The 17,250-nt window shown below is 66.2% G+C and carries 16 protein-coding genes; 3 read left to right on the top strand and 13 right to left on the bottom strand.

Going from position 1 to position 17,250, the window contains the following annotated elements; translation table 11 throughout:
- Nucleotides 1-4: 4 nt before the first annotated feature.
- The 13 genes from O5M90_RS04350 to gyrA all read right to left on the bottom strand — a co-directional run bounded on the left by O5M90_RS04350 (nucleotide 5) and on the right by gyrA (nucleotide 14,855).
- A complete protein-coding gene (locus tag O5M90_RS04350; RefSeq protein ID WP_269838907.1) occupies nucleotides 5-775 on the bottom strand; it encodes a glycosyltransferase family 25 protein in 771 nt (256 codons plus the stop codon).
- Complete coding sequence (locus tag O5M90_RS04345; RefSeq protein ID WP_269838908.1) at nucleotides 772-1,875, bottom strand: glycosyltransferase; 1,104 nt, start codon at nucleotides 1,873-1,875, stop codon at nucleotides 772-774. Before O5M90_RS04345 ends, O5M90_RS04350 begins: the two co-directional genes overlap by 4 nt.
- Complete coding sequence (locus tag O5M90_RS04340; protein ID WP_269838909.1) at nucleotides 1,872-2,606, bottom strand: glycosyltransferase; 735 nt, start codon at nucleotides 2,604-2,606, stop codon at nucleotides 1,872-1,874. Before O5M90_RS04340 ends, O5M90_RS04345 begins: the two co-directional genes overlap by 4 nt.
- Before the next feature lie 7 nt (nucleotides 2,607-2,613).
- Nucleotides 2,614-3,762: a lipopolysaccharide assembly protein LapB gene (gene lapB, locus O5M90_RS04335; protein WP_440401826.1), complete on the bottom strand. Its 1,149-nt coding sequence runs from the start codon at nucleotides 3,760-3,762 to the stop codon at nucleotides 2,614-2,616.
- Nucleotides 3,752-4,054, bottom strand: a complete 303-nt coding sequence (locus O5M90_RS04330) for a LapA family protein (RefSeq protein WP_269838910.1) — start codon at nucleotides 4,052-4,054, stop codon at nucleotides 3,752-3,754. Before O5M90_RS04330 ends, lapB begins: the two co-directional genes overlap by 11 nt.
- 40 nt (nucleotides 4,055-4,094) lie before the next feature.
- A complete protein-coding gene (locus tag O5M90_RS04325; RefSeq protein WP_137940822.1) occupies nucleotides 4,095-4,415 on the bottom strand; it encodes an integration host factor subunit beta in 321 nt (106 codons plus the stop codon).
- Between the two features lie 117 nt (nucleotides 4,416-4,532).
- Nucleotides 4,533-6,242 (bottom strand): 30S ribosomal protein S1, encoded by a 1,710-nt coding sequence (gene rpsA / locus O5M90_RS04320; protein ID WP_137940821.1) that lies wholly within the window; start codon nucleotides 6,240-6,242, stop codon nucleotides 4,533-4,535.
- A 157-nt stretch (nucleotides 6,243-6,399) separates the two neighbouring features.
- Complete coding sequence (locus O5M90_RS04315; RefSeq protein WP_269838911.1) at nucleotides 6,400-8,415, bottom strand: bifunctional 3-phosphoshikimate 1-carboxyvinyltransferase/cytidylate kinase; 2,016 nt, start codon at nucleotides 8,413-8,415, stop codon at nucleotides 6,400-6,402.
- A gap of 14 nt (nucleotides 8,416-8,429) precedes the next feature.
- Nucleotides 8,430-9,320 (bottom strand): prephenate dehydrogenase, encoded by an 891-nt coding sequence (locus O5M90_RS04310; RefSeq protein WP_137940819.1) that lies wholly within the window; start codon nucleotides 9,318-9,320, stop codon nucleotides 8,430-8,432.
- Nucleotide 9,321: 1 nt separating this feature from the next.
- On the bottom strand, nucleotides 9,322-10,443 hold the full coding sequence (gene pheA / locus O5M90_RS04305; RefSeq protein ID WP_269838912.1) for a prephenate dehydratase: 1,122 nt from the start codon (nucleotides 10,441-10,443) through the stop codon (nucleotides 9,322-9,324).
- On the bottom strand, nucleotides 10,436-11,551 hold the full coding sequence (gene serC, locus O5M90_RS04300) for a 3-phosphoserine/phosphohydroxythreonine transaminase (protein ID WP_269838913.1): 1,116 nt from the start codon (nucleotides 11,549-11,551) through the stop codon (nucleotides 10,436-10,438). The genes pheA and serC overlap by 8 nt, the downstream gene beginning before the upstream one ends.
- Before the next feature lie 36 nt (nucleotides 11,552-11,587).
- A complete protein-coding gene (locus tag O5M90_RS04295) occupies nucleotides 11,588-12,202 on the bottom strand; it encodes a DUF2059 domain-containing protein (RefSeq protein WP_262970649.1) in 615 nt (204 codons plus the stop codon).
- Nucleotides 12,203-12,206: 4 nt separating this feature from the next.
- Entirely contained in the window at nucleotides 12,207-14,855 is a 2,649-nt protein-coding gene (gene gyrA / locus O5M90_RS04290; RefSeq protein WP_269838915.1) for a DNA gyrase subunit A, read from the bottom strand.
- Between the two features lie 265 nt (nucleotides 14,856-15,120).
- On the opposite strand from gyrA, the gene ompA reads away from it, so the two are divergent.
- The 3 genes from ompA (at nucleotide 15,121) to gph (ending at nucleotide 17,245) form a co-directional block, all read left to right on the top strand.
- A complete protein-coding gene (gene ompA, locus O5M90_RS04285) occupies nucleotides 15,121-15,768 on the top strand; it encodes an outer membrane protein OmpA (protein ID WP_262970751.1) in 648 nt (215 codons plus the stop codon).
- An 83-nt stretch (nucleotides 15,769-15,851) separates the two neighbouring features.
- Nucleotides 15,852-16,556, top strand: coding sequence for a bifunctional 2-polyprenyl-6-hydroxyphenol methylase/3-demethylubiquinol 3-O-methyltransferase UbiG (gene ubiG, locus O5M90_RS04280; RefSeq protein ID WP_440401825.1), 705 nt, complete (start codon nucleotides 15,852-15,854; stop codon nucleotides 16,554-16,556).
- Nucleotides 16,553-17,245, top strand: coding sequence for a phosphoglycolate phosphatase (gph, locus tag O5M90_RS04275; RefSeq protein ID WP_269838917.1), 693 nt, complete (start codon nucleotides 16,553-16,555; stop codon nucleotides 17,243-17,245). Before ubiG ends, gph begins: the two co-directional genes overlap by 4 nt.
- Nucleotides 17,246-17,250 lie beyond the last annotated feature (5 nt).

Below are 17,250 nucleotides of genomic sequence, written 5' to 3'. Positions count from 1 at the left end.
TGCTTCAGCGAGCGTTCAATTCTGGAAAGGGATCCGGCAGCGCCTGCAGCGCCCGGTTGGCGCGGGTATTGCCGCGGCTGTAATGCCATTGTGTGCGACCCTTGCGCCAGCGCCGCGACCACCAGGCGCCGAACTCGCGGCTGCCTATGCTGGAGGTGGTGGCCTCGTCGGTCTGGCCGGCCGGGTAGGGTGTGAGGCCGAACAGGCGCAGATCCGCTTCCCACCAGTGGCGCAGGTCGACGTCGATGGGCCGGAAGAACGGCCGGCGGCTGCGCAGCAGTTTCAGGGCACCGTCGCGGCTGACCAGGTAGGCACAGGTCAGGCTGGGTGCGCGCTGGTAGCGGACCAGCTCGACGGCACAGCCCGGCAGGGGCCAGCTTTGCAGCACCGACTCGGGCTCGCGACCGATCAGCTTGATCATGTCCCAGTGCGGCGGCAGGGCCGCCACGGCTTGCAGCGCGGCAGGCAGCTCCGGGCGCAGCTCGGCATCGTCCTCCAGCACCAGCGCATGGGGCGCGCCGCTGTCCACCAGGCGCTGCCAGACCTGCAGATGGCTGGCGTAGCAACCGATCTCGCCGGGCGCCATGGCCTGGTGGAAGCGGGCGCGGTTGAGTGCCGGGCTGTACAGCCTGGCCCGCTCTTCGGCGGACAGGTCCCGACCGTAGACGGCCGGCGTGACCTCGAAGGGCAGCGCCAGGCGCTGCAGCTGGGCTTGCATCACGGCCAGCCTGCGCGTGTCGCGGGGTAGATTGATCAGATAAACAGGGCAGCTCATTGCTTGCGGGCCAGTCGGGTGAACAGGTCTTCGTACTGATTCGTCATGCCGGCGAGGCTGTGCTCGGTGAGGGCCGCATGGCGGCCGCGTGCGGCCAGCGCGGCGGCGGCCTGGGGCTGGCGCAGCAACTCGGCCAGCACAGCGGCCAGGGCTCGGGCATCGCGATGCGGCACCAGGCGGCCGGTGTCGCCATCGCGCAGCAGTTCCTGCACGCCTGGCACGGCGGTGCCGACCACGGCGCAGCCGGCCGCCATGCCCTCGACCAGGGACAGGGGCATGCCCTCGTAGTGGGTGGACAGCACCGCGATCTGGTGCTGCATCAGCAGTTCGGGCAGTCCGGCTTGGAAGCCGAGGAACTGCACCTGCTGCTGCAGGCCCAGGCTTTGCGTCAGCGCCCGAGCGGCGCGCAGATGCCGCTCGCCGCCGCCACCGGCCAACAGCAGCGGTGGCCTGAGGCCTTGCTCGCGCAGCAGGGCCAGGGCCTGCAGCAGGGTGGCGTGGTCCTTCTGGCCGGCGAATCGCGCGGCCATCACCAGACCCGGCACGCGCCCGGCATAGGGATGGCGGTCGGCGTCGGCAAACGGTTCCAGCCGGATGCCATTCGAGATCGCCAGGGTCTTGTCCGCCGGCATGCCCAGCGCCAGCAGGCTGTGCCGCACGCCCTCCGAGCAGCCGACGATGGCATCGCTGCGACGTGCGAGCCAGCGGGCTTGCAGCAGGCGCCAGCGGCTGTAGCGCTCGCGCGAGTTGTGCTCGACATGCACCAGATGAGGCACGCCCGCTAACAGCCCAGCCCAGCGCCCCAGCAGGTGCTCGGGGAAGCCGTGGGCCACCAGCACATCGGGGCGGAAGCGTCGGCAGAGCTGCTGCAGGCGCCAGATCGTCGCCGCATGGCTCCAGCCCGGCACGAGTTCGAGCGGTAGGCCTTGCTGCTGCAGCGTGGCGATGCGCTGCGGGTCGGTCTGGCGCTTTTTGCGCAGTACCAGCAGGGGCTCGCTGCGGCCGCTGGCCTGGGCCGCCCGCACCAGATCGAGCGCCACCTGGGTGGCGCCGGAGAAGCCGCCGGTGACGAAGTGCAGAACCTTGGGTGGCGGGCTCATTCGCGCCAGTGATCCGCGATCCAGGGCGCCGGCTTGGCGCGGCGCCAGTTGCCGTTGCTGCGGCCGGCCAGCGCGTCGGGCGGGTTCATCACGCCGTGGAAGATCAGGATGCGGGCACCTTTGGGAACAAAGGGTGCGCGCCAGTAATTGCTGGGCCAGCGCGGGATGCAGTGGTATTTGTAGCTGGCGCACCAGGCCGCGTCCCAGTAGGTCAGCAAGCCCTTGGCCTGCATCTCGTTGGAGAGATAGGCCTGCTCGTTGCGCACCTCGGCGCGGATGCTCTCGAACTCGCGGCGGAACTTGGCCAGCACATCGGCATGCGCACCGAGCGTGAAGCGATACACCGAGGAATTGCCGGTGATGCGCCAGGGGCGCTTCCAGTCATGGATGATCAGGAATTCGCCGGGCACCTCGAAGAAGGGCGTGATGTCGTCGACGATGACGACATCGAGATCGAGGAACAGCGCCGTGCCTTTGAGGCCGTGCAGATCCGCCTCGAAAGTGGTCAGCTTGGTCCAGCCGCGCTCGGGAATGCCGGGCGGCAGGGCCAGGTCGGGGATGGGCAGGCATTCGACCTCGGCGCGGATGCCCTCGCTGCGGTCGGTCAGGCAGACGAAACGGAACTCGCCGCGCAGGTGGCGGCGCACCATCGCATACAGACGGTTGACGTATTCGGGGCCGTACTTGCTGCCCCATTTCATGCAGAGGATGACGCGGTCGCTGCTCGCCATGGTGTTCTCAGAGTTCTTCAACGTGGCGGGGCGGGTAGGTGTCCCAGTTCAGGCAGCCCGGGCATTGCCAGAAATAGTGCTGGGCCTCGAAGCCGCAGGCGGCGCAGCGATAGCGTTGCAGCGGCCGGCTGGCGCGGTCCAGCGCGGCGGCCATCAGCGGGGCTTCCTCCTCGCTGAGCTGGGCCTTGCTCTGGGTCAGCAGCATGCGGGCGGCGCTGAGGCTGGGCTCGGCGCGCAGATGGGTCACCAGGCGCTGGCGCTGGGCGGCGGCGGCCGGCTCCAGCTTGGCGATGGCCAGCAGCAGATGCATGCCGGGCGCGCGCTGGTACTGGGCCAGCAGCGTGGCCAGGGCCGGCTCGGTCGCGCCGATGGCCAGGGCGGCGTCCGCATAGTCGCCGGCCACCAGATTGAAGGCCTCGGGCTTGGCACTCAGCAGCTGGGCATAGGCGGCCATGGCCTGCTCGGGCTGACCGCGCCGGGCCAGCATCTGGCCGGCCAGCACATGGGCGCGGGCGGCCTGCGGCGCGGTCTTGCGGGCCTGGGCCAGCAACTCCTGCGCTTCGCCGTGCTCGTTGCGGGCCTGGGCTTCCAGCGCCTGCTCGCACAGATAGTTGGCGATGCGGGCCGCGAACGAGCCGGTGCCGCCTTGCTCCAGATGGCGGGCCACCTCGGCGGCCTTGCGCCATTCGCGCGAGCGCTCGTACAGCGACAGCAGGGCCAGCTCGGCCTCGGTCTCGAAGGCGGTGCCGCGCAGCGCGGCAAAAGCCTCCTCGGCGCGGTCGAACAGACCGGCTTTGAAGAAGTCCTGGGCTAGCGCATGCTGGGCGCGGTCGCGCTCGGCGCGCGGCAGGTCGCCGCGTTGCAACAGATGCTGGTGCACCCGCACCGCGCGCTCGTACTCGCCGCGGCGGCGGAACAGATTACCCAGGGCGAAGTGCAGTTCGGAGGTGTCGGGATCGTTCTGCACAGCCTCGATGAAGGCGTCGATGGCCTTGTCCTGCTGCTCGTTGAGCAGCAGGTTCAGGCCCTTGAAGTAGGCCTTGGGGGCGTCGCGCTGCTCGCGTTTCCATTGCCGAGCATCGAGCTTGGAGGCCAGCCAGCCGAGGCCGAAGGCCAGCGGCAGCGCGAACAGCAGCCAGCGCAGATCAAAGTCCATCGCGCACGCCGCTGGGGGTCTGAACTTCGGTGGGCGTGGGCGCGTCGGACGCGGGCGCTGCGATGTCGCCGCCGCGCTGTGCGACGCGGCGGTGCTTCCACCAGGCCGGCACCATGGCCAGCACGCCCAGTGCGGCGCCGCAGCCGAAGGCCAGCAGTACGATGATGACCATCGGCGCGCGCCACTCGTGGCCGAAGAACCAGCGCACGGTGGCCTCCTGGCTGTTGTTCAGCGCGAAGGCGAAGAGGGCGAAAAAGATGAAGGCCCGGAAGAGCCAGACGAAGATACGCATCGAGGCGGATTCTAGGGGGCGGCGGTCGTCTTGACGGCGCTCAGGCGTGAATCTCGCTGCCCTTGTCGTCAAGCACCGGCAGCTGTTCGTCGACCGACTCGCGCAGGGCCTTGCCCGGTTTGAAATGGGGCACCAGCTTCTCGGGGATCAGCACCTGCTCGCCGCTGCGCGGATTGCGGCCCATGCGGGGCGGGCGGCGGTTGATCGAGAAGCTGCCGAAGCCGCGGATCTCGATGCGGTGGCCTTTGGCCAGCGCGTCAGACATCGCGTCCAGGATGGTCTTGACCGCGAACTCGGTGTCGCGCTGGGTGAGCTGGCCAAAGCGCTCGGCCAGATGGGCAACAAGATCGGATCGGGTCATGACGAGAAGATTCTTGTGATTGGAATTGAAACAGGCTCGCCCTCGAAAGAGTGGCGAGCCTGCGGCATCACCGGCAAGGTCCTAGGCTACCAGAGCCCGGGCCCCTGCGAGCAATGATTAGTTGCCTTGATTGTCCAGCTTGGCGCGCAGCAGGGCGCCCAGGCTGGTCGTGCCGGCGTTCTCACGCTCGGACGTGGCGGACAGACGCTGCATCGCCTCTTGGCTGTCGGCATTGTCCTTGGCCTTGATCGACAGCTGGATGTTGCGGGTCTTGCGGTCGATGTTGACGACGATGGAGGTGACTTCGTCGCCTTCCTTCAGCACGTTGCGGGCGTCTTCCACGCGGTCGCGGGAGATTTCCGAAGCACGCAGATAGCCCAGCACGCCATCGGCCAGTTCGATCTCGGCGCCACGCGCGTCGACCGTCTTGACCTTGCCGGTCACCGACATGCCGCGGTCATTGACCGTGGTATAGGCGGTGAAGGGGTCGCTGTCCAGCTGCTTGATGCCCAGCGAGATGCGCTCGCGCTCGACGTCCACGGCCAGCACGACGGCTTCGACTTCCTGGCCCTTCTTGAAGTTGCGCACGGCAGCTTCGCCGGTCTCGTCCCAGGACAGGTCGGACAGGTGCACCAGGCCGTCGATGCCTTGAGCCAGGCCGACGAACACGCCGAAGTCGGTGATCGACTTGACCGGGCCCTTGACCTTGTCGCCGCGCTTGACGTTCTCGGCGAACTCTTCCCAAGGATTGGCCTTGCACTGCTTCATGCCCAGCGAGATGCGACGCTTGTCTTCGTCGATCTCCAGCACCATGACTTCGACTTCGTCGCCCAGCGAGACGATCTTCGAAGGTGCGACGTTCTTGTTGGTCCAGTCCATTTCGGAGACGTGCACCAGGCCTTCGATGCCCGGCTCGATCTCGACGAAGGCGCCGTAGTCGGCGATGTTGGTGACCTTGCCGAACAGACGGGTGCTGGTCGGGTAGCGGCGAGCAACGCCGAACCACGGGTCATCGCCCAGCTGCTTCAGGCCCAGCGAGACGCGGTTCTTCTCGGCGTCGAACTTCAGGACCTTGGCGGTCAGTTCCTGGCCCACCGTCACGACTTCCGACGGGTGACGGACACGGCGCCATGCCATGTCGGTGATGTGCAGCAGGCCGTCGATACCGCCCAGGTCCACGAAGGCACCGTATTCGGTGATGTTCTTGACCACGCCGTTGACGATCGCGCCTTCGGACAGGGTTTCCAGCAGCTTGGCGCGCTCTTCGCCCATCGAAGCCTCGACCACAGCGCGGCGCGACAACACGACGTTGTTGCGCTTGCGGTCCAGCTTGATGACCTTGAACTCCATGGTCTTGCCTTCGTACGGGCTCATGTCCTTGACCGGACGGGTGTCCAGCAGGGAGCCCGGCAGGAAGGCGCGGATGCCGTTGACCAGCACGGTCAGGCCGCCCTTGACCTTGCCCGACACGGTGCCGGTCACGAAGTCACCCGACTCCAGTGCGGTTTCCAGGCTCAGCCACGAGGCCAGGCGCTTGGCCTTGTCGCGCGACAGGATGGTGTCGCCGTAGCCGTTTTCGATGGCGTCAATGGCGACGGACACGAAGTCACCGACTTGAACTTCCAGTTCGCCCTGGTCGTTCTTGAATTCTTCGATAGGCACGTAGGCTTCGGACTTCAGGCCTGCGTTGACGACGACGAAGCTGTGCTCGACGCGAACGACTTCAGCGGAGATCACTTCGCCGGCGCGCATGTCGGACTTCTGCAGCGACTCTTCGAACATTGCTGCGAAGGAGTCCATGCCGGAAGCGGTTTGGGTTTGGGACATTCTGGTTTCCTGTGCGTCGACCAAGGCGTTTGGTCCAGGCGCGGTGGGTGCAAGACGGGCTTGCGGGTTAGGTTGTAGACATCGCCGCCCTCGATGAACTGACGTTCGGAGGGAAGGGCGGCGGGCCCTGGCTTCTCAGGCCTGGACCGTCTCCCACTCAACGCTGGGTTTGAAACGGCCGGCGCTCTTCCCACCAAGCCAGCACCTGATCCCTTGATTGCTCAATGGTCTGGGCCGAGTTGTCGAGGCTTTGCGCGTCTGCGGCGGGCTTCAAAGGCGAGGCGCTGCGATTGCTGTCGCGAGCGTCCCGTGCTTCCAAATCCGCACGCAAGCCCACGATATTAGCCGAAATACCCTTGGAAATCAATTGCTTATGGCGGCGCTCGGCGCGCGTCTGGGCACTGGCGGTCAGGAATACCTTCAGCGCGGCGTCCGGAAACACGGCCGAGCCCATATCGCGACCGTCGGCCACCAGGCCGGGCAGCTGGCGGAAATCGAGCTGCAACTGGTTCAGCGCGGCGCGCACCTCGGCATGGACCGCCACCCGGGAAGCCATCAGGCCGACCGCTTCGGCACGCAAGAGCTCGCTAATGTCCTCATCGCCCAGATAGGCCCGGCCCTTGCGGAAGCGCAGATCGAGGCCCGAGGCCAGCGCGGCGACGGCCGGACCATCGTCCAGATCGATGCCGGCACGCGAGGCGGCCAGGCCGGCGGCGCGGTACAGTGCGCCCGAATCCAGCACGATATAGCCCAGGGCATGGGCGACCTCATCGGCCAGCGTGCCCTTGCCGGACGCGGTCGGGCCATCGATGGTCAGCACCGGGATGTCGTCGGCGCGGGCCCGCACCAGTTCGAACAGGGTCTCGAAATAGTCGGGGAAGGTCTTGGCCACGCAATGCGGTTCGAGAATGCGCACCGGCAGCGCGGGCTCGGCGACCAGTGCGTTGAAGGCAGCCAAGGAGAAGCACATCGCGACCCGGTGGTCGTCGTAAGTGTGGATGGCGGCCGGCTGCCAGACCTTGGGCGGCTGCACACGCAGCCAGTCCGGACCTTCGTCGACCTCGGCGCCGAGCTTGCGCAACTCGATGGCCATCGCGGCCAGGCGGTCGGTCTCCTTGACGCGCCAGGAGGCGATATTGCGCAGGGTGCTGGGGCCGTCGGCGTACAGCGCCATCACGGCCAGTGTCATCGCCGCGTCGGGGATGTGGTTGCAGTCCAGGTCCAGCGCCTTCAAAGGCCAGGCGCCACGCCGGACTTCGAGCCAGTTGGGCCCAGACTCGACCAGAGCGCCCATGGCCCGGGCGGCCTCGACAAAGCGCACATCGCCCTGCAGCGAGGCCGAGCCGACGCCTTCGATACGGACCGGCGTTTCAGTGGCAGCGATCGCACCCAGCGCGACAAAGTAGGAGGCCGACGAGGCGTCGCCCTCGACATGGACCTCGCCCGGCGAGCGGTAGCGGCTGCCGGCCGGTATCGTGAAACGCTGCCAGCCTTCGCGCCGCACCTCGATGCCGAAGCGCTTGAGCAGTTCGAGCGTGATGTGGATATAGGGCTTGGAGATCAGTTCGCCAATGACGTCGATCTGCACCTCCTGCTCGGCCACCAGGGGCAGGGCCAGCAGCAGCGCGGTCAGGAACTGGCTGGAGACGTCGCCGCGCACGCGCACCGGCTCGCTCAGGCGCAGGTTCGATGGGCCGCGCAAGCGCAGCGGCGGATAGCCCGGCTGGCCCAGGCAGTCGATCTCGCAGCCCAGGCCGCGCAGCGCATCGACCAGATCGCCGATAGGCCGCTCATGCATGCGCGGCACGCCGCTGAGCTCGAACTCGCCGCCCTGGGTGGCGGCCAGCAGGGCCAGCGCGGCGGTCAGCGGCCGCATCGCGGTGCCGGCATTGCCGAGGAAGAGCTTGGCCTGCTGGGTGCCCAGGCGGGCGCCGATGCCGGTGACCTTGAGCGGGCCCCCGTCGACCTGCTCCAGCGTGCAGCCCAGTTCCTTCAGCGCGGCCAGCATTACGGCGGTGTCGTCGGAGTCCAGCAGATCGTGGACGAGTGTCGTGCCCTCGGACAGGCCGGCCAGCAGCAGCACCCGGTTGGAGATGCTTTTGGAGCCCGGCAGGCGCACGGTACCGGCGGCGCTGCGCAGCGGCGGCAGGTCGAGGAAGGGAATCTTGAACATGGAAAAAGGGCGAATCAGTTGTCTTTGCGCGTGGTGGCGCGTGGCGCATTCATATGCCAATTGGCGCGGGCCTCGGCGATCAAGCGGATGCGGGCCTCAAGCGCGGCGGCATCGCCGCTGTGGATCATGGCTTCCAATGCGTCGAGTGCCTGGCGGAACAGGCGCGACTGCACCAGCAGCTCGCTCTTGTTGGCCATCAGGATGTCGCGCCAGACCGCCGGCTCGCTGGCGGCGATGCGGGTGAAGTCGCGAAAGCCCGGGCCGGCCAGGCTCAGATAGTCGCGCCCGGCGGGCTGGCTGGCCACCGCCTGGAAGAAAGCGAAGGCCAGCAGGTGCGGCAGGTGGCTGACGGCGGCAAAAGCAGCGTCATGGTTCTCCGGCGTCATCTTCAACACCTGGGAGCCCAGGGCCGACCAGATGTCGGTGGCCTTCTGCACCAGGCCGGCATCGGTCTCGGGCAGCGGCGTCAGGATGACCTGACGGCCCTGGTAGAGCGCGGCGTCGGCGTTCTGCACGCCGCCCGACTCCTTGCCGGCGATCGGGTGGGCCGGCACAAAGGCGGGCAGCTTGTCGCCCAGCGCGCGGCGTGCCGCCTCGGCCACATCGCATTTGGTCGAGCCGACATCCATGAACAGCACTTTGCGCTCGACCAGATGGCGCACCGCGCGCAGGCTGGCTTCGGTGGCCGCCACCGGCACGGCCAGCAGCACGATGTCCGAGCCGGCCACCGCCTGCAGCGCCGATTCGGCCACCATATCGATGACGCCCAGGCGCTTGGCTGTTTCAGTGGTCGACGGCGACTTGCTGTAGCCGACGATGCGCTTGACCAGACCGGCCTTCTTCATCGCCAGCGCGAACGAGCCGCCCATCAGGCCGCAGCCGATCACGCCCAGTTGTTTGTACATCTCAGTGTGAATCCAGCGGGTAAGTGCCCAGCAGTTTGAAGAAGGCGCAGGCCTGGCGCAACTCGCGCAGCGCCTGGGCCACATGAGGCTGGTCGGGGTGGCCTTGCAGATCGATGTAGAAGTAGTACTCCCACTGGCCCGAGCGGGCCGGGCGCGACTCGAAGCGCGTCATCGAGACGCCGCGTTCCTTCAGCGGCACCAGCATGTCATGCACCGCGCCGGGCTTGTTGGTCACCGAGACCACCAGGCTGATGCAGTCGTTGCCCGAGGCCTTCGGGGCCGGATGGCGGTCCGGGTGGGTGACGATGGCAAAGCGGGTGCGGTTGTGGGCATCGTCCTGGATGGCGGGGGCCACCAGATGCAGGCCGTACTCGCTGCCGGCGCGCTCGCTGGCGATGCCGGCCAGGCGCTTGTCCAGCGAGGCCAGGCGCGCACCCTCGGCATTGCTGGACACCGGGCGGCGCTCGGCATGCGGCAGATGGGTGGACAGCCAGCCGTGGCACTGGGCCAGGGCCTGGGGGTGGGCGCAGACGGCTTGGATATCGTCCAGCGAGTTTTCGCGCCGCAACAGGTTGTGGCGCACGAACAGGCTGGTCTCGCCGATGATGAACAGCGGCGTGGTCAGAAAGAGGTCCAGCGAGCGCGCGACCACACCCTCGGTCGAGTTCTCGACCGGCACGACGCCGAAGTCGGCGGCGCCGGCGGTGGTGGTGCGGAACACCTCGTCGATGCTGGTGCAGGGCACTTGCACGATGGAGCTGCCGAAGAAGCCCAGTGCGGCCTGCTCGCTGAAGGTACCGGCCGGGCCCAGATAGGCGACGCGGGTCGGCGTCTCGAGCGCGCGGCAGGCCGACATGATTTCGCGCCAGATCGGCGCGACACTGTCGCTCATCAAGGGGCCGGGGTTGTGCGACTTCAGGCCGTTGATGACCTGGGCCTCGCGCTCAGGGCGGAAGACCACCGAGCCTTCCTTTTTCTTCAGCTCGCCGACCTCGGAGGCCAGCGTGGCGCGACGGTTCAGCAGCTGCAGCAGTTGCTGGTCGACCGCGTCGATCTGATCGCGCAGTTTCAGCAGTTCGGGATCGGCACCGGGATTGCTGCCGGGTTGGGGGCTATCAGCCATGGCTTGTCTCAAAGTCCTTCAGATACGTGACCAGCGCCTGCACGCCTTCCAGCGGCATGGCGTTGTAGATGGATGCACGCATGCCGCCCACCGACTTGTGGCCTTTGAGTTGCAGCAGCCCGCGCTCCTTGGCACCGGCCAGGAAGGCGTCGTTCAGGCGCTGGGTGTTGTATTCACCGCGCAGATAGAACGGAATATTCATGCGCGAGCGGCAGTCGGCCGCGACGCGGTTTTCAAACAGGCCCGAGTCGTCCAGCGCACCGTAGAGCAGGGCGGCCTTGTCGATATTGCGCTGCTCGATCGCGGCCAGGCCGGTCTTGCCGGCGTAGCTGAACTTCTTCAGCCACTGGAACACCAGGCCCGCGACATAGATCGCGAAGGTCGGCGGTGTGTTGAACATCGACTGCGCATCGGCCACGATCTTGTAATCGAAGGCCGAGGGGCAGGCCGGCAGCGCATGGCCCAGCAGGTCCTCGCGCACATAGACCAGGGTCACGCCGGCCGGGCCGATGTTCTTCTGGGCACCGCCAAAGGCCAGGCCCAGCTTGGACCAGTCGATGGCGCGCGAGAGCTGATGCGAGGACACATCGGCCACCAGCGGTGCATCGCTGCCCATCGCCCTGATGTCGGGCAGGGTGTGGAACTCGGTACCGTCTATGGTCTCGTTGCTGCAGATATGGACATAGGCCGCATCCTTGCGCAGCCGCCAGTCGCCCGGCAGCGCGGTGTAGCCGGACGCTGCACCGTCGGCGGCGATCTGCACATCGGCGTAGCGGCGGGCCTCCTCGGCGCTCTTCTTTGACCAGGAGCCGCTGACCACCACATCCACTTTGCCGCCGCGCGAGAGGTTCAGCGGCACGATCGCGTTCTCGGCCAAGCCACCGCCCTGCATGAACAGGATGCGGAAGTTGGCCGGCACCTGCAGCAGCTCGCGCAGGTCGGACTCGGCGCGCTCGGCAATCGAGACGAACTCGCGGCCGCGATGACTCATCTCCATCACGCTCATGCCCGAACCCTGCCAGTCCAGCATCTCCGCCGCCACCTGGCGCAACACCTCTTCGGGCAGGGCGGCGGGGCCGGCGGAGAAATTGAACGGGCGCTGGGTCATGGGTCGTGGCGGCTGAGCTCGTGAGACTGGCGTTGCTTACTTCTTCGCGGGGCTGGCGGCAGGCGCTGGCGGGGGGGTGATGCCCAGTTGCTTGGCCACGTTCTGCTCCAGCGTCTTGAGCCGGGTCTCGACCGTGCCGCGGGTCTCGGCGACCAGCTTCTCGGTCAGCGCTTTTTGCATCTCGGCGCCCATCTGGTTGTACTTTTTATTGATTGGCGATTCGAACCACGCCACCAACTGCTTGAGCTCGTCTTCGGTGAAACGCTCTTCCAGCATCGCGCCGACGGTGGACGGCGCCAGCTTGATGGCACGGTCGCGCATCAGGCCGCCGGTCTCGTCGACAAATTTCTTGATGTCGGTGTCGATGGCCTTGATGGTGGCTTCGCGCTTTTCCGGCGGCACTTGCTGCAGGGCCTGGCTGGCGCCCTGCATCAGTTGCGTGACGGGGCGCTGCAGCAGGCTGCGTCCCAGGGTCTCGAAGCCGGGCTGTTGCAGTTGCAGCAGCTTGGCCACCAGTTCCTTCTTGGCGGGACTGCTGCTGGCGGCAGCCGGTGCGGGCTGGGCCGCCGGCGCTGCCTGGGCCAGCACGTTCTGGGCGGAGGCGGCCAGCAGTGCGGCGGCGGCGAGAGTTTTCAGGGACTGAGAGTTCAAAACATCATTCCTTGTTGGCATCGTCGGCAGCGCTGCTGTCGTCGGCTGGGGTTTCAGCATCGCTGCTGTCGTTGGCATCGTTTTCGACGATACGCTGTAGGCCCGACAGCTTGGCGCCATCGTCCAGCGCGATCAGGGTCACGCCTTGGGTGGCTCGGCCCAGCTCGCGGATCTCGCTGACGCGGGTGCGCACCAGCACGCCCTTGTCGGTGATCAGCATGATCTCGTCCTCGGCGTGCACCAGGGTGGCGGCGACGACGCGGCCGTTGCGCTCGCTCTGCTGGATCGCGATCATGCCCTTGGTGCCGCGGCCGTGGCGGGTGTATTCGGTGATCGCGGTGCGCTTACCAAACCCGTTCTCGGTGGCGGTCAGCACGCTCTGGTTCTCGTCCTCGGCCACCAGCATCGCGATCAGGCGCTGATCGGGCTCCAGCATCATGCCGCGCACGCCGCGGGCCTGGCGGCCCATCGGGCGCACATCGTCCTCGTCGAAGCGCACCGCCTTGCCGCCGTCGCTGAACAGCATCACATCATGCTTGCCGTCGGTCAGCGCAGCGCCGATCAGATGGTCGCCTTCGTCCAGGTCGACCGCGATGATGCCGGCCTTGCGCGGGTTGCTGAAGTCCTTCAGCGAGGTCTTCTTGACCGTGCCCAGGGCGGTGGCCATGAAGATGAAGTGGTCCTCGGGGAAGACGCGGAACTCGCCGGTCAGCGGCAGCACGACGGTGATCTTCTCGTCCTGCTGCAGCGGGAACATATTAACGATGGGCTTGCCGCGCGAGTTGCGCGAGCCCTGCGGCACTTCCCAAACCTTCAGCCAGTAGACGCGGCCGCGGTTGGAGAAGCACAGAATCCAGTCGTGCGTGTTGGCGATGAAGAGCTGATCGACCCAGTCGTCTTCCTTGGTCTGCGTCGCCTGCTTGCCACGGCCGCCGCGCTTCTGGGCGCGGTACTCGCTGAGCGCCTGGCTCTTGATATAGCCGGTGTGCGAGAGCGTCACGACCATATCGGTGGGTGTGATCAGGTCCTCGGTGCCGAGTTCCTGGGCGTTGTGCTCGATCACGCTGCGGCGCGCGCCCAGCTTGGTCTGGCCGAACTCCTGGCGAACCTGGACCAGCTCCTCGCCGATGATGACGGTGACGCGCTCGGGCTTGGCCAGGATGTCCAGCAGGTCGGCGATCTGGGCCATCACATCCTTGTACTCGCCGACGATCTTGTCCTGCTCCAGCCCGGTCAGGCGCTGCAGACGCATCTGCAGGATCTCGCCGGCCTGATCGTCGGAGAGGCGGTAGAGACCGTCGGCCTGCATGCCGTACATCGCCGGCAGGCCCTCGGGGCGGAAGGCGCCGCGGCCGCCGGGCGTGTCGCCCTCGGCGCGCACCAGCATCTCGCGCACCAGCGAGCTGTCCCAGCTCTTGGCCATCAGCGCGGCCTTGGCCACCGGCGGGGTCGGCGAGTTCTTGATGGTCTCGATGAACTCGTCGATATTGGCCAGCGCAACGGCGAGACCTTCCAGCACATGGCCGCGTTCGCGCGCCTTGCGCAGCTCGAACATGGTGCGCCGCGTCACCACCTCGCGGCGGTGCTCCAGGAAGACGGTGATCAGGTCCTTCAGATTGCACAGCTTGGGCTGACCATCGATCAGCGCAATCATGTTCATGCCGAAGCTGTCCTGCAGCTGGGTCTGCTTGTACAGATTGTTCAGCACGACCTCGGGCACTTCACCGCGCTTGAGCTCGATCACCACGCGCATGCCGGACTTGTCGCTCTCGTCCTGGATGTGGCTGATGCCCTCGATCTTCTTCTCGTGGACCAGCTCGGCAATGCGCTCCAGCAGGGTCTTCTTGTTGACCTGGTAGGGGATCTCATCAACGATGATGGACTGGCGCGAGCCCTTGTCGATGTCCTCGAAATGGACCTTGGCGCGCATCACGACCTTGCCGCGGCCGGTCCGGTAGCCTTCGCGCACGCCGGACATGCCGTAGATGATGCCGGCGGTCGGGAAGTCGGGGGCCGGGATGATCTCCATCAGCTCGTCGATCGAGCAGTCCGGGTTCTTCAGCGAATGCAGGCAGGCGTCAACGACCTCGTTGAGGTTGTGCGGCGGGATGTTGGTGGCCATGCCCACGGCGATGCCGGAAGCGCCGTTAATCAGCAGATTCGGCAGGCGCGCGGGCAGCACCAGCGGCTCCTTGAGGCTGCCATCGTAGTTGGGCCCAAAATCGACGGTTTCCTTGTCGATATCCGCCAACAATTCGTGAGCGATTTTGTCGAGACGAATTTCGGTGTATCGCATCGCCGCCGCGTTATCACCGTCGATGGAGCCGAAATTGCCTTGGCCATCGATCAGCATGTGGCGCAGGCTGAAGGGCTGGGCCATTCGCACGATGGTGTCGTAAATCGCGGAGTCGCCATGCGGGTGGTATTTACCCATGGTTTCACCCACGGCCTGCGCACTCTTGCGGTACTTGGCGTTGTAGGTGTTCCCCATTTCGTTCATGGCGTAAAGCACGCGCCGGTGCACCGGCTTGAGGCCGTCGCGGGCGTCGGGGAGGGCACGTCCGACGATCACGCTCATCGCGTAGTCGAGGTACGAACGCCGCATCTCCTCTTCCAGGCTGATGGGCAGGGTTTCCTTGGCGAACTGGGTCATGCGCGGGCGCGGCTCACACCCCGTGGTGCGGCCAACGTCAATAGAGACAGGAGCGCGAATTCTAATTGCGCGGCGCTGTAGTGGCTGCGCAACATTGGCGTGATGTGGTGCGGCGGGCGCCGCCACAATGCAAACCGTCTGGGTGCCCTATGGCACAATCGACGAGTCCCTAGGAGAAACCCGAATGCTGGGAATCTTCCTGAGGTTTAGTTCCAGCTTTGGAAAATTTCGCAGGGCAACTGCGGCCTTCCTTGAGAGGAGAATCATGAAGAAATTGAATCGCGTGGCGTCGCTCTTCGCAGTCGCTGTTGTTGCTTCGTCTGGCGCTTTTGCTCAGACCGTCGACAACTGGCGTGCAACAGACGGTACCGTCTGGAAGAACGGCACCAACGAATATTGCTGGCGCAACAGCAATTGGACCCCGGCGACTGCCGCCAAGGATTGCGACGGCGCCCTGAAGCCGGCACCGAAGGTTGAGCCGCCCGCCCCGGTCGCTCCGCCGCCGGCTCCTGCTGTGAAGCCGCCCGCACCGGTCGTGCCGCCCGCTCCCGTGAGCGAGAAGGTGACCTTCGCTGCTGACGCCTTCTTCGACTTCGACAAGTCGGTGCTGAAGTCCGAAGCCAAGGCCAAGCTGGATGACCTGGTCTCCAAGACCGGTGGCATCAATCTGGAAGTCATCATTGCCGTGGGTCACACCGACTCGGTCGGCTCCGATGCTTACAACCAGAAGCTGTCGGTGTCGCGTTCCGAAGCCGTGAAGGCCTATCTGGTCTCCAAGGGTGTCGAGAAGAACCGCGTCTACACCGAAGGCAAGGGCGAGAAGCAGCCGGTTGCTGACAACAAGACTGCCGAAGGCCGCGCCAAGAACCGCCGCGTGGAAATCGAAGTCGTCGGTACCCGCAACAAGAAGTGATCTCGGCGGCTTCGGCCGCTTGAGGACCAACCCCGCAGGAGCTCGGCTCGGCGGGGTTTTTTATTGCCCTATCATTGCCGCCCATGATCAATGCCGACCCTCAAGAGCTCGCCAAGTTCGGCGAACTGGCCCATCGCTGGTGGGATCCCGACAGCGAATTCAAGCCCTTGCACCAGATCAATCCGCTGCGCCTGGGGTGGATCGACAGCCTGTGCCCGCTGGCCGGGCTCGATGTGCTGGATGTCGGTTGTGGCGGCGGAATCCTGACCGATTCGATGGCACGCAAGGGCGCGCGCGTGCTGGGCATCGATCTCTCGACCAAACCGCTGAAAGTGGCCCAGCTGCATGCGATGGAGGCGGGTACCGAGAACGTCGATTACCGCGAGATCGCGGTCGAGGCGCTGACGGCCGAGCGGCCAGCTTCGTTCGACGCCGTGACCTGCATGGAAATGCTGGAGCACGTGCCCGATCCGGCCTCAGTGGTGCGGGCCTGTGCCGACCTGGTCAAGCCCGGGGGCTGGCTGTTCTTCTCGACCCTGAACCGCAACTTCAAATCCTTCATGCTGGCCATCGTCGGCGCCGAGTATGTGCTGAAGATGTTGCCTGCCGGCACTCATGAGTACGCGCGCTTCCTGAAGCCTTCGGAGCTGGCGCAATTCGGCCGTGATGCTGGTCTCGAGCTGCACAGCAGCAAGGGTCTGAGCTACAACCCTTTGACCCAGCGCTACAGCCTTGGCACCGATACCGATGTCAACTACCTGATGGCCTGTCGCAAGCCCTTGATATGAGTGCAGTCCTGAACTCGGCCGCTTCGCTGGCCCATGTGCGTGCCGTGCTCTTTGACCTCGACGGCACGCTGATCGACAGCGCGCCCGATCTGGCGGGTGCTGCCAACGAGATGCGCATCGAGCGCGGCCTTGATCCCTTGCCCTATGAGGCGCTGCGTCCGATGGTGGGCTCGGGCGCGCGCGGTATGTTGGGGCGGGCTCTGGACATTGCTCCCGGTCATGCAGACTTCGAGCTGCTGCGCGCCGATTTTCTGGATCGCTACGAGCGCCGCATGCTGCGTCTGACCGCTGTGTTTGACGCGATGCAGCCGGTGCTGCATGCGCTGAGCACAGCGGCCATGCCCTGGGCCATCGTGACCAACAAGGCCGAACGCTTCGCGCTGCCGATGACACGGGCGCTGGGCCTGTTCGAGCAGGCCGGCGCGGTGATCGGCGGCGACACCACGCCGCATGCCAAGCCGCATCCCGGTCCATTGCTGGAAGCGGCGCGTCGCCTCGGCATCGCGCCGGACCAGTGTGTCTATATCGGCGACGACGAACGTGATGTGCAGGCCGGTCGCGCCGCCGGCATGGCCACGGTCGCTGCCGGCTGGGGCTATCTGGGGCAGGGGGCTGATGTCGAAGCCTGGGGCGCAGATATTGTCATCAATGAGCCGGCCCAGCTCTTGAAAGAACTGGTTCTGCCTTAAACTAC

The sequence above is a fragment of the Paucibacter sp. M5-1 genome (genome assembly GCF_027498415.2).
Classification (GTDB): domain Bacteria; phylum Pseudomonadota; class Gammaproteobacteria; order Burkholderiales; family Burkholderiaceae_C; genus Roseateles_E.
The sequence above is the reverse complement of the archived record's forward strand: the minus strand, read 5'-3'. Positions and strand labels throughout refer to the sequence as shown.

Excerpts from the sequence above, each read along its gene's own strand:
- O5M90_RS04350 (WP_269838907.1), bottom strand. The coding sequence starts at position 775 with ATGAGCTGCCCTGTTTATCTGATCAATCTACCCCGCGACACGCGCAGG.
- O5M90_RS04345 (WP_269838908.1), bottom strand. The coding sequence starts at position 1,875 with ATGAGCCCGCCACCCAAGGTTCTGCACTTCGTCACCGGCGGCTTCTCC.
- O5M90_RS04340 (WP_269838909.1), bottom strand. The coding sequence starts at position 2,606 with ATGGCGAGCAGCGACCGCGTCATCCTCTGCATGAAATGGGGCAGCAAG.
- lapB (WP_440401826.1), bottom strand. The coding sequence starts at position 3,762 with ATGGACTTTGATCTGCGCTGGCTGCTGTTCGCGCTGCCGCTGGCCTTC.
- O5M90_RS04330 (WP_269838910.1), bottom strand. The coding sequence starts at position 4,054 with ATGCGTATCTTCGTCTGGCTCTTCCGGGCCTTCATCTTTTTCGCCCTC.
- O5M90_RS04325 (WP_137940822.1), bottom strand. The coding sequence starts at position 4,415 with ATGACCCGATCCGATCTTGTTGCCCATCTGGCCGAGCGCTTTGGCCAG.
- rpsA (WP_137940821.1), bottom strand. The coding sequence starts at position 6,242 with ATGTCCCAAACCCAAACCGCTTCCGGCATGGACTCCTTCGCAGCAATG.
- O5M90_RS04315 (WP_269838911.1), bottom strand. The coding sequence starts at position 8,415 with ATGTTCAAGATTCCCTTCCTCGACCTGCCGCCGCTGCGCAGCGCCGCC.
- O5M90_RS04310 (WP_137940819.1), bottom strand. The coding sequence starts at position 9,320 with ATGTACAAACAACTGGGCGTGATCGGCTGCGGCCTGATGGGCGGCTCG.
- pheA (WP_269838912.1), bottom strand. The coding sequence starts at position 10,443 with ATGGCTGATAGCCCCCAACCCGGCAGCAATCCCGGTGCCGATCCCGAA.
- serC (WP_269838913.1), bottom strand. The coding sequence starts at position 11,551 with ATGACCCAGCGCCCGTTCAATTTCTCCGCCGGCCCCGCCGCCCTGCCC.
- gyrA (WP_269838915.1), bottom strand. The coding sequence starts at position 14,855 with ATGACCCAGTTCGCCAAGGAAACCCTGCCCATCAGCCTGGAAGAGGAG.
- ompA (WP_262970751.1), top strand. The coding sequence starts at position 15,121 with ATGAAGAAATTGAATCGCGTGGCGTCGCTCTTCGCAGTCGCTGTTGTT.
- ubiG (WP_440401825.1), top strand. The coding sequence starts at position 15,852 with ATGATCAATGCCGACCCTCAAGAGCTCGCCAAGTTCGGCGAACTGGCC.
- gph (WP_269838917.1), top strand. The coding sequence starts at position 16,553 with ATGAGTGCAGTCCTGAACTCGGCCGCTTCGCTGGCCCATGTGCGTGCC.